A 14,334-nucleotide genomic window follows, 5' to 3' on the forward strand; every position below is an offset into this window, starting at 1 on the left:
GGTTACGCCCCAGGCATCGAGACCACGACAGGTCCGCTTGGTCAGGGCATCACTAACGCCGTGGGCATGGCACTGGCAGAGAAATCGCTTGCCGCGCAGTTCAACAAAGACGGTCACGACATCGTGGACCACTTTACCTATGCTTTCATGGGCGATGGCTGTCTGATGGAAGGTATTTCGCACGAGGCATGTTCTCTTGCGGGCACGCTAGGTCTGGGCAAGTTGATTGCTTTCTGGGATGACAACGGCATTTCTATCGATGGTGAAGTAGAAGGCTGGTTCTCTGACGACACCCCTAAGCGTTTTGAAGCGTACGGCTGGCATGTCATTCCTGCGGTAGACGGCCACGATTCCGACGCCATCAACTCAGCGATTGAAGCCGCGAAAGCAGACCCACGTCCAACCCTTATCTGTACCAAAACCATCATCGGTTTCGGTTCGCCAAACAAGTCGGGTTCGCACGACTGTCACGGCGCGCCATTGGGTCATGAAGAAATTGCAGCAGCACGTGAGTTTTTAGGTTGGGAGCACGGTCCTTTTGAAATTCCGCAGGAAGTTTACGCAGAGTGGTCTGCGAAAGAAGCAGGCGCAGCTAAGGAAGCAGCGTGGAACGAGAAATTTGCAGCTTATGAAGCAGCATATCCAGAGCTTGCCGCCGAGTTCAAACGTCGAGTAAACAACGAACTGCCTGCCGAGTGGGAAGCGAAAGCAAGCCAAATCATTGCAGACCTTCAAGCTAACCCTGCTAACATTGCGTCACGTAAAGCGTCGCAAAATGCGTTGGAAGCGTTCGGGACTATCTTGCCTGAATTCATGGGCGGCTCGGCTGACCTTGCGCCTTCAAACCTGACCATGTGGTCGGGCTCTCAATCACTGACGGCGGAAGACGCATCGGGCAACTACATCCACTACGGTGTGCGTGAGTTCGGTATGACAGCCATCATGAACGGTATAGCTCTGCACGGTGGCTTCGTACCATACGGCGCGACTTTCCTTATGTTCATGGAATACGCACGTAACGCGATGCGCATGGCAGCACTAATGAAAGTGCAGAACATTCAAGTGTACACGCACGACTCTATCGGTCTGGGTGAAGACGGTCCGACTCACCAACCGGTTGAGCAAATCGCCTCTCTACGCCTAACACCAAACATGAGCACATGGCGTCCATGTGACCAAGTGGAATCGGCAGTGGCTTGGAAACTGGCTATCGAACGCAGAGATGGCCCAACGGCGCTTATCTTCTCTCGTCAGAATCTAGCACAGCAAGAGCGTGACGCGGCACAAGTGGCTGACATTGCAAAAGGTGGTTACATCCTGAAAGACAGCGATGGCAAGCCAGAGCTAATCTTAATTGCAACGGGCTCTGAAGTTGAGTTAACCATCGAAGCCGCAGCGCAACTGACAGCAGCAGGCAAGAAAGTACGTGTCGTTTCTATGCCATCAACCGATGCGTTCGACAAGCAAGACGCCGCTTACCGCGAATCGGTACTGCCTTCAGACGTGACCGCTCGTATTGCAGTGGAAGCGGGGATTGCAGACTTCTGGTACAAGTACGTGGGCTTCGACGGTCGTATCATCGGTATGACAACGTTCGGCGAATCTGCACCAGCGGGCGAGCTGTTCAAGATGTTCGGCTTCACGGTTGAAAACGTAGTCGAGACCGCTAACGAACTGTTGGCGTAAACCTCTCCCAAGCCTATAAAGAAAAAACCGAACCATCGCTGGTTCGGTTTTTTTATGTCTATTCGAATTCGTTACCCTGATTCTTTAGCTCTTTTGTATGGCACGTTTTACAAGTGACATAGCGATCCATATCGTAGTAACTGCCGCCATTAATAATGGTATGAAGAGAGAGTTTTATTCTGCCTAGTAATGAAGCATCGCTGTCATAACTACTTGGCTTGCGTACCAAGGTTTCTGTATGTGATGTCGTTTTTCGGCACGTATTGCAATACTGTTCGGCAGACCATTCAGTCATGTATTTGTCCTTTGGTGAGAAAATGAGGGTAGAAAGCGCCAAAGGAACGTTACTTGGTTTTATAAACTTTAATGTTAACAAGCACAACTAGTGGCATATTTGAATGCGAGTGACTTCAACTTTAAGAGTCGCTTTGTTACATCAAAGATTACGACCAGCCACTACTTTCATGGGAGGGATTAGCATTCTTTCCGCAAGTCATTTTTATGGAAAGAAAGGACCTGATAATACTATGGCTGCCTGTGAAGTTTCAGTAATATCAGTTACTATCTGTACCACGCAATTTATGTGAGGGCAGCAGAGATGCTAAAAGTCGCGATCAACGGATTTGGTCGAATAGGGCGCAACGTGTTGCGCGCGGTTTATGAAAGCAGTAAAAACCAGCAGATCAAAGTGGTTGCGGTCAATGAGCTAGCGCAACCAGAAGCCATGGCGCATCTTCTCCAATATGACACCTCGCATGGTCGATTTTTTAAAAAGATATCTCACGACCAAGAGCATCTTTTTATTCATCACGAGAGCGGTGAGCGTGATTCTGTACGCATTCTGCATTTAGAAGATATTGAATTACTTCCTTGGCGAGATATAGAGGTCGATATCGTACTGGATTGTACAGGTGTGTATGGCTCTCAAGCCGACGGGCAAAAACATATTGCGGCAGGTGCCAAGAAAGTCCTGTTTTCACACCCTGGTGCTAATGATTTAGACAACACCATTATTTATGGTGTGAATCATGAATCTATAACGGCAGAGCACAAAGTGGTATCTAATGGATCCTGTACGACAAACTGCATCGTACCCATTATAAAGGTACTTGATGATGCCTTTGGTATCGATTCGGGAACCATCACGACCATCCATTCATCTATGAACGATCAGCAAGTGATTGATGCGTACCATCCAGACTTGCGACGTACTCGAGCAGCCAGCCAATCTATTATTCCAGTCGATACAAAATTGCATTTGGGTATTGAACGTATATTCCCGAAATTTTCTAACAAATTTGAAGCAATTTCGGTTCGAGTGCCGACTGTAAACGTCACTGCAATGGATTTGAGTGTAACAATAAATACAAATGTGAAAGTTAATGACGTAAATCAAACCATTATTAACGCTTCTCGGTGTACATTAGACAACATTGTTGACTATACTGAGGCGCCGTTAGTTTCTATCGACTTCAATCACGATTCCCACAGTGCCATAGTGGACGGCTCGCAAACACGAGTGAGCAACGGACATCTTGTTAAGATGTTGGTGTGGTGTGATAACGAATGGGGCTTTGCTAACCGGATGCTGGATACTGCGATGACCATGCACGAATTGGGTTATATAAAGCAGTAAAAGTTTTAATTTTGGGGCTTGAAATAAATGTGTTTTGCCCCAAAGTAAGCACCAGAGCAAGAATTTATTGGCTGAGCGTGATGCTGGGCTACCAAACTTTAAAATTGAAACATTGAGAGGACAAATCATGTCTGTAATCAAGATGACTGACCTGGAACTAGCAGGTAAACGCGTATTTATCCGTGCTGACCTAAACGTACCAGTAAAAGACGGTAAAGTAACTTCAGATGCTCGTATCCTAGCATCTCTACCAACTATCAAGCTTTGCTTAGAAGCTGGTGCAAAAGTAATGGTTACTTCTCACCTTGGTCGTCCTACTGAAGGCGAATACAACGAAGAGTTCTCTCTAGCTCCTGTAGTTAACTACTTAAATGACGCACTAGACTGCGACGTTAAACTAGCTAAAGACTACCTAGATGGTCTTGAGCTGAACGCTGGTGAACTTGTTGTTCTTGAAAACGTTCGCTTCAACAAAGGCGAAAAGAAAAACGAAGAACAACTATCTAAAGCATACGCATCTCTATGTGACATCTTCGTAATGGACGCATTCGGTACGGCTCACCGTGCACAAGCTTCTACACACGGCGTTGGTACTCACGCTCCTGTAGCATGTGCTGGTCCTCTTCTTGCGGCAGAGCTAGAAGCACTAGGTAAAGCTATGGATAACCCAGAGCGTCCACTGGTTGCTATCGTTGGTGGCTCTAAAGTTTCTACTAAGCTGACCGTTCTTGAGTCTCTATCTAAAGTTGCAGACCAACTTGTTGTTGGTGGTGGTATCGCAAACACATTCATCGCTGCTGAAGGCCACAACGTAGGTAAGTCTCTATACGAAGCAGACCTAGTGGATACTGCTAAGAAGCTAATGAAAGAGTGTGCTATTCCGGTAGCGACCGACGTTGCATGTGCTAAGGCATTTGACGAAAACGCAGAAGCTGAAATCAAACACGTTTCTGAAGTATCAGACGACGACATGATCTTCGACCTTGGTCCAGATTCAACTGCTGCTCTTGCTGAAATCATCGGCAACGCAAAAACTATCCTTTGGAACGGCCCTGTAGGCGTATTCGAATTCAAGAACTTCGAAGCGGGCACAGCGGGTATTTCTAAAGCAATTGCTGAATCTGCAGGTTTCTCTGTTGCAGGTGGCGGCGATACACTAGCAGCAATCGACAAGTTCGGTATCAAGGCTGACGTTTCTTACATCTCTACAGGTGGCGGCGCATTCCTTGAATTCGTTGAAGGTAAAGTACTGCCAGCAGTAGCTATGCTTGAAGAGCGCGCTAAGTAAGAATAACTGAAAGCGGGAGTGAATCCCGCTTTCTTGTTTGCTGCACGCCAAATGGTTCTCTGTTAGAATACCTCGCGTTGTGAGCAAACGTTTGCAAGAATTTAAACTTAATCAGTTTTATTTTAAAACGACAGATAAATAGGATTACATCCATGTCTAAGATCTTCGACTTCGTAAAGCCAGGTGTTATCACTGGTGATGACGTTCAGAAAGTATTTGAAGTTGCTAAAGAAAATAACTTCGCACTTCCAGCGGTTAACTGTATTGGTACTGACTCTGTAAACGCAGTACTAGAAGCAGCTGCAAAAGTTAAAGCGCCAGTTATCGTTCAGTTCTCTAACGGTGGTGCTGCTTTCTTCGCAGGTAAAGGTCTAAAACTTGAAGGCCAAGGTCTACAAATTCTTGGTGCTGTTGCTGGTGCAAAATACGTACACGCTGTAGCTGAAGCTTACGGTGTACCAGTAATCCTACACACTGACCACGCGGCTAAGAAACTACTTCCTTGGATCGACGGTCTGCTAGATGCTGGTGAAGAGTTCTTTGCTCAAACTGGTAAGCCTCTATTCTCTTCACACATGATTGACCTTTCTGAAGAGTCTCTAGAAGAAAACATCGAAATATCTGGTAAGTACCTAGAGCGCATGGCTAAAATGGACATGACTCTTGAAATCGAGCTAGGTTGTACTGGCGGTGAAGAAGACGGCGTAGACAACTCTGATATGGATGCGTCTGAGCTATATACTTCTCCAGAAGACGTAGCTTACGCTTACGAGAAGTTGAATGCTATCAGCCCTCGTTTCACTATTGCTGCATCTTTCGGTAACGTACACGGTGTATACAAGCCAGGTAACGTTGTACTGACTCCAACAATCCTACGTGATTCTCAAGCATACTGTGCAGAGAAGTTTGGTATTGCACCTAACGCTCTAAACTTCGTATTCCACGGTGGTTCTGGTTCTTCTCAAGAAGAAATTCAAGAGTCTATCGGCTACGGTGTTATCAAAATGAACATCGATACTGATACTCAGTGGGCAACTTGGGATGGTATCCGTGCATACGAAGCGGACAAGCACGATTACCTACAGGGTCAAATTGGTAACCCTACTGGTGATGATGCGCCTAATAAGAAGTACTACGATCCACGTGTATGGCTACGTGCAGCGCAAGCGTCAATGGTTGTTCGCCTTGAGCAAGCATTTGCTGACCTGAATGCTGTAGACGTTCTTTAATTCTTTCGAATTGAACTGAAAAGCCCGCTCATTGAGCGGGCTTTTTTATGCTTGCTATCTTTTTAAACCCCGCTAAAGTTGGTTGAGGGTTATTCCATTGATTACATAACCCTTTCGCTAAAAGCCCAAGTTTTTAAGTTGTAGTCTCAATATTAATGTGGCGATGACTTTCATTGAGTTCAATTGTAAGATATTTTGTCGAAATTCTGTCGCAGAGATGCACCGCCCTAAATTAGTGAAGTCACTAACTTGGATAAGGCACACATATTCAAAATAAGAAACCTAGAGGTAAAAAGGAATGGCAAGCGAACCATCAGTGGTTGATAACCTAAACTTAGCAGGAGGAGTCAGTAAAATGGAATCTTGGCTGACAAACAACTCAGATCTGATCATTCAATATGGTGTAAACATCATTTCAGCAGTACTGATACTGTTTATCGGTAACATTATCGTTAAAGCTATCGCAAACAGCGTAGCGAAGGTGATGAAGAAGAAGAATATGGATAAAGCGGTGGTGGAGTTTATCCACGCGCTGGTTCGTTACTTGTTGTTCGTTATTGTTCTTATTGCGGCATTAGGTCGTTTGGGTGTTCAAACTGCTTCAGTAGTTGCGGTTATTGGTGCGGCTGGCTTAGCGGTTGGTTTGGCACTGCAAGGCTCTCTGTCTAACTTCGCGGCAGGTGTACTTATCGTTGCGTTCCGTCCATTCAAATCGGGCGATTACGTTGAAATTGGCGGCGTATCTGGTTCTGTTGAGTCCATCCAGATTTTCCAAACCGTTCTTACTACACCAGACAACAAGATGGTTGTAGTGCCTAACGGTGGTGTTATTGGTGGTCCAATAACAAACTACTCTCGCCACCAAACACGACGTATTGATCATGTTATTGGTGTTTCTTACAACGCTGATCTTAAGAAAACTCAAGAAATCATTGCCGAAACATTGGCAAAAGATGAGCGTATTCTGAAAGATCCAGGCGTGACCATTGGTGTGGTTGCACTTGCTGATTCTTCAGTTAACTTTGTTGTTCGTCCTTGGGTGAAAACCGCGGACTACTGGAATGTATATTTCGACTCTCTTCAGGCCATTAAAGAAGCGCTTGATGACGCAGGTATCGAAATTCCATTCCCTCAAATGGATGTGCACTTGAACAAAGTTGATTGATTTTCTTTGTAGATCAAAACACTTCCATTGAAATAAGGCGCTTACTCAGTTAAGCGCCTTTATTTTTGAATCTTGTTTTGTGATTTATGTTGAGTGTCAGCTATTCAGATAGCTTATAAATCGGGTTTTCTAGAGACTCCAGCAGTTTTTCTAAAAAGACAACACTAATTCCAATCGTTACAGCAGGATCCCCAGGTGTATAAAGCAGCTCGTCATGTTTCAGAAGTGCAGTATCCAAAATAATGGGGACTGAGGTGGGTAATGTGAATGGGCAAACAGCCCCAGCTAAACAGCCTGTTTTCGCTGTCATTTCTTCATTATCACAGATAGATACACGTTTGCCTAAAAGCCCTTTAATTCCTTTAGCATTGAGGCGGCTGTCTTTATCGGTTAAGTAAAGTGCGTAACCACTACCTTTAATTTTCAGAAATAAGCTTTTAGACAACGTACCTGTCCAGCCCAATTCCTCGGCAACCGCTTCATCTGTCGCAAAATCCAAAATTGGTCGATGTTGCCATTCATTGAATGGGATGTTGAGTTCGTTTAAAAGGTCGATGTTCCTTTGGTAAATCTGTTGAATTACATCCATGTCATATCCTTATGTCTTAACAAGCATCTACATGTATTGCTGCCACAACCCATTTGCGAGAATAATCGCAATAGTAAACATCATTACAGCCACACCTATATCAATCCCTTTTTTCACTTTAGGTCTAGAGAGCGTAGGACCTAATTTTGCAGCGCCAAGGGATAAGCTATAAAACCAAGCAAACGACGCCAGTACTGTACCTACAGCAAAAGCAATACGATCTTGTCCTTCGTATTGTCCTCCGATAGAGCCCAAAATGACGACCGTATCTAAATACAAGTGAGGGTTAAGAACAGTAACAGCAAGCGCTCCTAAAACGACCGCACGCTTTCCTCTTGCCGTGATTTGGGCGTTAGATTCCCTTTGCTCTGCTGGAGCAAAAGCACTTCTTAGAGACATAAGACCATAGATGGTTAAAAACGCGATCCCACCCAGAGTGACAGAAGTAAGTAGTAATTCGTTTTGAGAAAGGATTGCTCCACCACCAAAAATGCCTAGAGAGATGAAAAAAACGTCCAATAAGCTACAGATCGTCGCGGTTGTAAGATGGTGATTGCGCTTAATGCCCTGGTTCAGCACATATGCATTCTGCGCCCCAATCGGAATGATCATCGTTGCGCCTAACCCAAAACCTTGCAATAACACCCAGAAGTTCACAACGTTGCCCTTACTTAAAAATAGAAATATCAAAAAATGAGCCGCAAGGATAAGGGGAATAAGAAAATAAATTAAACTAATAATTTTAATGAATGATAAGTTAAACTTATATTCTGGGTGTGTAAGTAGAGGGAAGTATGAGAGGGTTAGATTATCGATGGATTGAAGCGCTAGACAGTGTGCTTAATCAAAGAGGTTTTGAACGAGCGGCGGAGCAGTTATGCATCTCCCAATCGGCTGTATCTCAAAGGATTAAACAGTTAGAGAAATGGTTGGCACAGCCCGTATTAGTTCGGGAGCAACCTCCCAGAGCGACTCAAGCTGGAAAAAAATTACTTGGGCTGTACCGACGAGTTTGCTTACTAGAAGAGGAGCTTTTGCCCGAGCTTAGCACTGAAAACAGTGAGCGCCCATTGTCTGTCGCTTTGGCTACGAATGCCGATAGCCTTGCAACTTGGCTTTTACCTAGCTTGTCACCTCTGCTAAAACAAAAGCGAATTGAGCTGAATTTGGTGGTAGATGATGAAGGAAGAACCATTGATAAGCTTCGAAGTGGTGAAGTGGTCGGGGCAATAAGCCTTGATTCTCAACCAATGTCTGGATGTGATGCTGACTACCTAGGAAGAGTGGATTATTTGTGTGTCGCTAGTCCAGATTTTTGTCAGATGTACTTTCCTGAAGGTGTGAATAGAGAAGCGCTAAAACGAGCGCCAGCAGTGGCTTTTGATCAGCATGATGATATGCATGAAAGATTTGTCCACCAGCATTTTAATTTACCCATTGGAAGCGTATTGAAGCATACAGTGCGCAGCTCAGAAGCTTTTGTTAAATTGGCGATCAGTGGTGTGGCTTATTGTTTGATCCCTAGGCAGCAAATTGAATCTGAACTCAAGCAAGGAGTGTTGATAGACATCACACCGAGTTTTTTCCTCTCTCACCGCATGTATTGGCATCATTGGCAGTTAGAGAGTGGGGTACTAAAAGAAATATCCCAATCAATTATTCAATATGCGAGACAACATCTCCCTCAGTAAACTTTGTGTCAAATATGAATATGAATGGAATCAATCTCTGATGTTAGCGTCTATTATAGCGACGAACCCTTAGGAGAACGGCATGAAAAAGTTATCGATGATCGGTGTATTGCTCATGGGAGTAATGATGGCTCCTGTTAAAGCAGAAGAGCTATCATTTCCGCATATTTCTACGTCGGGGCACGGCGAAGTGACCGCTGTGCCAGATATGGCTGAGTTTACTGTTCAAGTGGTAGAAACCATGTTGACAGCAGAGCAAGCGAAGCAAGCGGTAGATAAAGCTGTGAGCTCTTTTGTTGAGCGTTTAACCGCTGCTGGAGTGAAAAGAGACAACATCGCCAGCACTAATTTGTATTTGGCGCCGCAGTATCACTACCCTAAAAGTGGCAAGGTCGAACTGGTTGGGTATCAAGCTTCCCGTAGTGTCACGGTGACCGTTGAAGTCTTAGGTAACTTAAACAGTTATCTTGATGGTGCCTTAGGCGATGGGATTAATCGCATTGACGATATTCAATTGAAAGTAAAAGATGAATCCAAGTATCAAGAGCAAGCGCGTTTGGCGGCAATCAAAGACGCGACCCAGAAAGCAAAATTTCTCGCAGAAGGTTTTGAGCGTGAAGTGGGTGGCGTTTGGAGAATTAGTTACGACAATAATTCAAACCGTCCGATGCTAATGCGAAGCATGGCTCTTGGGGCAGAGAAGGCATCCAATACTTATCAAGATTCCAGCATTGTTATCCGTGATAGAGTGGATGTGATTTACAAGCTGAAAGAGTAAGCGACGCAAGTTTTAAACTAAAAAGGGGGACGCCAGTTGGCGTCCCCCTTTTTATTAATTTAACTAAGAATGCGAAATTAGTGAAGAATACGAGCTCGAATAGTTCCTTCAATTTCTTTCAGCTTCAGTAAGGCTTCTTCAGAGCGATCCGCTTCAACATCAATAACCACGTACCCCATTTCTGAGCTGGTTTGTAGGTACTGACCCGCGATGTTAATCCCTTCTTTAGCGAAGATGGTGTTAATTTGCGTCAGAATACCTGGGCGGTTTTCATGGATGTGCAGTAGACGAGATGTTCCTCTGTGCTCTGGCAGCGACACTTCCGGGAAATTGACGCTAGACAGTGTTGAGCCGTTATCTGAGTATTTTGCAAGTTTCCCTGCAACTTCAACACCAATGTTTTCTTGTGCTTCTTGCGTAGAACCACCAACGTGAGGAGTCAGGATACAGTTATCGTATTTAAGCAATGGAGACTCAAACGGGTCAGCATTGGTTTTTGGTTCAACAGGGAATACGTCGATGGCTGCACCAGAAAGATGTTTGGTTTCTAATGCTGAAGCAAGGGCTGGTATATCAACGACAGTACCACGAGCAGCATTGATGAAGATAGAGCCTGGCTTCATGCGAGCGAATTCAGCTTCGCCCATCATATTTTTAGTACCGTCCGTTTCAGGAACGTGCAGCGTAATCACATCACATTTGTTTAGCAGTTCACTCATAGTGTGAACTTGGGTTGCGTTACCCAACGAAAGCTTGTTCTCAATATCGTAGAAGTAGACACGCATGCCTAAGTTTTCAGCAATAATACCTAGTTGAGTACCTATGTGACCGTAACCAATGATACCTAAACGTTTACCACGTGCTTCATAAGAACTGTCTGCACTCTTCTTCCAAATACCACGGTGTGCCAATGCGTTCTTTTCAGGGATACCACGAAGTAACAGAAGGATTTGACCCAATACCAACTCAGCCACACTTCGAGTGTTGGAGAAAGGGGCGTTGAACACTGGAATACCACGTTTTGCCGCAGCGCCAAGATCAACTTGGTTGGTTCCGATGCAGAAACAACCAACAGCGACCAATTTTTCTGCCGCTTGGAATACTTTTTCCGACAGGTTAGTACGGGAACGAATACCAATGAAGTGCACGTCTTTAACGGCCTCTAACAGATCTTCTTCCGCCATTGAGCCTTTTATATACTCGATGTTGCTGTAACCAGCCCCTTGAAAAACTTCAACTGAAGAAGGGTGAAGCCCCTCAAGAAGGAGAATTTTTATCTTATCTTTATCCAGTGATACTTTGGCCATTGATTATCGTCCTTAAACTTCGGGCTATAAGCTGAGTACAGAAGAGGTACGCAAACGTTTACCTTCTGTATATATTGAACAATAAAGTAACAAAAAATATTCGCTTTGGGTAAGAAAATTACGGAATAAGGAATAATTTCTTAAAGAAAAATAAGAGAAAACGGCACCTATAGGTACCGTTTGTAATCAAATGACGGAAATTAGTGCTAACCATCGCATAAAAATGCAATTATCGAATACTAAAATGTATGGTTTTACTCTTCGATTTTTGCACCATCAGGCGTGCCTGTAATCACGACATCTGCACCTCGGTGTGCGAATAGACCAACTGTCACGACACCCGCGATCGCATTGATTTTGTCTTCTAGATCTTTTGGATTTGTTATTTTTAATCCGTACACATCCAAAATCATGTTGCCATTGTCTGTTACCACACCTTCTCGATAAACCGGATCTCCGCCTAACTTGAGCAACTCTCTTGCAACATAGGAGCGAGCCATCGGAATCACTTCCACTGGAAGTGGGAATTCGCCCAATACGTCTACGGCTTTTGTACCGTCAACAATACACACAAACTTCTTTGAGATAGCTGCAACAATCTTTTCACGCGTCAGGGCAGCACCGCCGCCTTTGATCATTTCGCGACCTGGGTTAACTTCATCAGCGCCATCAACGTATACGTCTAGCTCGAATACGTCGTTGCATTCAAAGATTTCAATCTCAAGCTCTTGCAGCCTTTTGGTTGAGGCTTCTGAAGAAGAAACAGCACCTTTAATCTCTTCTCTTATTGAGCCAAGTGCATCGATGAAGTGATTGACGGTCGAACCCGTACCAACGCCAACAATGCTGCCCTTTTCTACATACTTCAGTGCGGCCCAGCCAGCGGCTTTTTTCATTTCATCTTGAGTCATGCCTTTCTCCAGAATTTAGGTGAACAAATTAAAGTCGCGCGATTATACCTGCAAGTTATACAAAGGTGCAGTGATCTACGTGAATATATTGATACTGAATTCGACTAGCTAACGTATTTGTTTATGGCTTAACGCTATTCCACCGCCAAGTTTTTGAAGGGGTAACGATAGTTTGTAGAGGAATGTCCCAAGCTTCCACTGGAAGAAGAGGAACTTGCTGGCAATCGTGAGCCAAGCCAATTGCCTGATTACCTGATGTCGCTTCCCAAGACGCTAGGGTTCGATCGTAGTAACCCCCACCCATACCAAGCCTTTGCCCTTGAGCGTCAAACGCGACTAGTGGGGTATAGATAATATCAATTTCGTTAACAGGTACGATTTGAGACATGTTCAGCTTGGGCTCTGCAATCTTGTATTGATTGGCAATCATATCTGTCTTTGGTGTGTATTCTAAGAAAAGTAAATGCCCGCTGGAGAAAGGGTGAAGCACGGGTAAGCAGACCTTTTTCCCCATGCTCCAGTACCATTCGATAACTGGTGTCAGGTCGAGCTCACCATCAACGGCAAGATATAGTGCGACGGTGTTGGCATCGGTAGCGCCAGAGTGCTTTTTTAGTTGTGTCAGCAAACAATGAGAGGCTTCGATTTGTTCTGCATTGGAAAGTTCTCGCCTTTTGCTGCGTATGTTCTTTCGGATGCATTGTCGCTGTTCAGCTGATGCTTTTGAAGGAGTAAAAGATTTCATATGAGGAACCCCAGAGTGCCGTTGAGGATTGTGGCCCTTGAACCAGCTGGTTCAAGGCGGATCAGCAATGATAACCGTAGGCTTCTCGGTACGAGCCGAGCTTGCTCAATAGTTTTCAAGTACTAACCCTTAATTATTGCTTATCGGCTCAGGGACTTAAATCCGCTGACGCACACTCCAGGGTAAAACTTTTATTCGCGTCCTAGCTGTTTGAGCGCACCATCTAGTGACGCCGAGAGCAATTCCATTCGCTCTGTTATTTCAGTGGTTTGACCATGTACTTCTTGCTTAGAGATTTGCAATTCGTAACAGATGTTCAAAGCAGCAATCGTTAATAGCTTTTCTGTATTGGTTACCTTAGTTCTTTCCGCCATTTCATTCAATCGCGTATTCAAATCTTCGGCGGCTTTTAGCAGTGACTCTTCTTGCCCAGGTGGACAATTCACTCGCGTAAGCTTCCCCAATATTTCAACTTCAACTGCTTGACTACTCATTACGGTACACTCTCGACCAAACCAAAGACAGGGAGTACAAGCTCACTTCTGTCAGGGAGGAAACTATAGGTAAACCGACCTTAAGATTCAAGCCCTTCCATCTTTGTTTCCTAATATTGCGGGACTAACTACACACGAAATCAACAAATTGAACACGCTATGTTCAGCTATACATTTTCGCTAAGCGCCTTAAGTGATAGGATTAGCCCAACTAACTTACATTATAGCGAATCCCTTATGAGTGAAGTGAATTATCCTGCTTTTCCGCAACTCGTTAATGAACTTAAGACAGCACAACTTGCGGTATCACCCGCTGAGTTACATGGCTTATTGACTGGAATGCTAAGCGGCGGATTAGCGATTAACGATAACAGCTGGCAGCCTCTATTGTTTGATTACACAAATGATGGGCTAGGTTGGCCAATAAGTACCGTCGGTGTTGTTGAAAGCTTGCTAAAAGCAACATTAAGTGAGCTGGCAAATGATCAATTTGAATTGACATTAATGTTATCGGAATCGGATTCTGATCTGTTTGCTACCGCTGATGGGTTATCTGAATGGGTGAACCACTTTATTTCTGGTTTAGGGTTAGCCAATCAAGCGATCAACAAAGCACCGGTAGATGTAAAAGAAGCATTGGGTGATTTGGAAGAAATTTCTAAGTTGGGCATTGATGAAGAAGACGATCTAGAAGAGCAAGCCGATTTGCTGGAGCAAGTGATCGAGCACGTTAAAGCGTGCGTATTTACGGTGCATGCCGAGTATGGTGTGAAACCGAGTGAAAACAAAAAGCCGACGATTCACTAAGTAGGAAA

Annotated in this window: 15 protein-coding genes and 1 other RNA gene; 8 read left to right on the plus strand and 8 right to left on the minus strand. The window is 44.5% G+C overall.

Going from position 1 to position 14,334, the window contains the following annotated elements:
- The coding region (tkt, locus tag Q8W40_RS25755; RefSeq protein ID WP_305401351.1) for a transketolase at positions 1-1,686 on the plus strand (1,686 nt) is incomplete at its 5' end.
- A gap of 58 nt (positions 1,687-1,744) precedes the next feature.
- Here tkt and Q8W40_RS25760 read toward each other — a convergent pair.
- Complete coding sequence (locus tag Q8W40_RS25760) at positions 1,745-1,981, minus strand: hypothetical protein (protein WP_305401353.1); 237 nt, start codon at positions 1,979-1,981, stop codon at positions 1,745-1,747.
- A gap of 303 nt (positions 1,982-2,284) precedes the next feature.
- On the opposite strand from Q8W40_RS25760, the gene epd reads away from it, so the two are divergent.
- The 4 genes from epd to mscS all read left to right on the plus strand — a co-directional run bounded on the left by epd (position 2,285) and on the right by mscS (position 7,004).
- Positions 2,285-3,322 carry an erythrose-4-phosphate dehydrogenase gene (epd, locus tag Q8W40_RS25765; RefSeq protein WP_305401354.1) on the plus strand — a complete coding sequence of 346 codons (1,038 nt, stop codon included), beginning with the start codon at positions 2,285-2,287 and terminating at the stop codon, positions 3,320-3,322.
- Positions 3,323-3,449: 127 nt separating this feature from the next.
- On the plus strand, positions 3,450-4,610 hold the full coding sequence (locus Q8W40_RS25770; protein ID WP_305401355.1) for a phosphoglycerate kinase: 1,161 nt from the start codon (positions 3,450-3,452) through the stop codon (positions 4,608-4,610).
- A 152-nt stretch (positions 4,611-4,762) separates the two neighbouring features.
- Positions 4,763-5,839, plus strand: a complete 1,077-nt coding sequence (fbaA, locus tag Q8W40_RS25775; protein WP_305401356.1) for a class II fructose-bisphosphate aldolase — start codon at positions 4,763-4,765, stop codon at positions 5,837-5,839.
- 298 nt (positions 5,840-6,137) lie between these two features.
- Positions 6,138-7,004, plus strand: a complete 867-nt coding sequence (gene mscS / locus Q8W40_RS25780) for a small-conductance mechanosensitive channel MscS (RefSeq protein ID WP_305401357.1) — start codon at positions 6,138-6,140, stop codon at positions 7,002-7,004.
- Positions 7,005-7,104: 100 nt separating this feature from the next.
- Here mscS and Q8W40_RS25785 read toward each other — a convergent pair whose 3' ends face one another.
- Entirely contained in the window at positions 7,105-7,593 is a 489-nt protein-coding gene (locus Q8W40_RS25785) for a YbaK/EbsC family protein (protein WP_305401358.1), read from the minus strand.
- 27 nt (positions 7,594-7,620) lie between these two features.
- On the minus strand, positions 7,621-8,250 hold the full coding sequence (locus tag Q8W40_RS25790; RefSeq protein WP_305401359.1) for a LysE/ArgO family amino acid transporter: 630 nt from the start codon (positions 8,248-8,250) through the stop codon (positions 7,621-7,623).
- 137 nt (positions 8,251-8,387) lie between these two features.
- Here Q8W40_RS25790 and Q8W40_RS25795 point away from each other — a divergent pair, with 137 nt between their 5' ends.
- A complete protein-coding gene (locus Q8W40_RS25795; RefSeq protein WP_101112547.1) occupies positions 8,388-9,284 on the plus strand; it encodes a LysR family transcriptional regulator ArgP in 897 nt (298 codons plus the stop codon).
- An 82-nt stretch (positions 9,285-9,366) separates the two neighbouring features.
- Complete coding sequence (locus Q8W40_RS25800) at positions 9,367-10,062, plus strand: oxidative stress defense protein (RefSeq protein WP_305401360.1); 696 nt, start codon at positions 9,367-9,369, stop codon at positions 10,060-10,062.
- Positions 10,063-10,139: 77 nt separating this feature from the next.
- Here Q8W40_RS25800 and serA read toward each other — a convergent pair whose 3' ends face one another.
- From serA to zapA, 5 genes are all read right to left on the minus strand, one after another.
- Entirely contained in the window at positions 10,140-11,369 is a 1,230-nt protein-coding gene (serA, locus tag Q8W40_RS25805; RefSeq protein WP_305401361.1) for a phosphoglycerate dehydrogenase, read from the minus strand.
- Positions 11,370-11,623: 254 nt separating this feature from the next.
- On the minus strand, positions 11,624-12,280 hold the full coding sequence (rpiA, locus tag Q8W40_RS25810; protein ID WP_101112544.1) for a ribose-5-phosphate isomerase RpiA: 657 nt from the start codon (positions 12,278-12,280) through the stop codon (positions 11,624-11,626).
- Positions 12,281-12,401: 121 nt separating this feature from the next.
- Complete coding sequence (locus tag Q8W40_RS25815) at positions 12,402-13,025, minus strand: 5-formyltetrahydrofolate cyclo-ligase (protein ID WP_305401362.1); 624 nt, start codon at positions 13,023-13,025, stop codon at positions 12,402-12,404.
- Between the two features lie 3 nt (positions 13,026-13,028).
- A non-coding RNA gene (gene ssrS, locus Q8W40_RS25820) (6S RNA) lies at positions 13,029-13,212 on the minus strand.
- Positions 13,213-13,216: 4 nt separating this feature from the next.
- A complete protein-coding gene (gene zapA, locus Q8W40_RS25825) occupies positions 13,217-13,519 on the minus strand; it encodes a cell division protein ZapA (protein WP_101112543.1) in 303 nt (100 codons plus the stop codon).
- A gap of 237 nt (positions 13,520-13,756) precedes the next feature.
- Here zapA and Q8W40_RS25830 point away from each other — a divergent pair, with 237 nt between their 5' ends.
- A complete protein-coding gene (locus Q8W40_RS25830; RefSeq protein ID WP_305401363.1) occupies positions 13,757-14,326 on the plus strand; it encodes a YecA/YgfB family protein in 570 nt (189 codons plus the stop codon).
- The last annotated feature ends 8 nt before the right edge of the window (positions 14,327-14,334 follow it).

The organism is Vibrio penaeicida, assembly GCF_030689305.1.
Lineage (GTDB): Bacteria > Pseudomonadota > Gammaproteobacteria > Enterobacterales > Vibrionaceae > Vibrio > Vibrio penaeicida_B.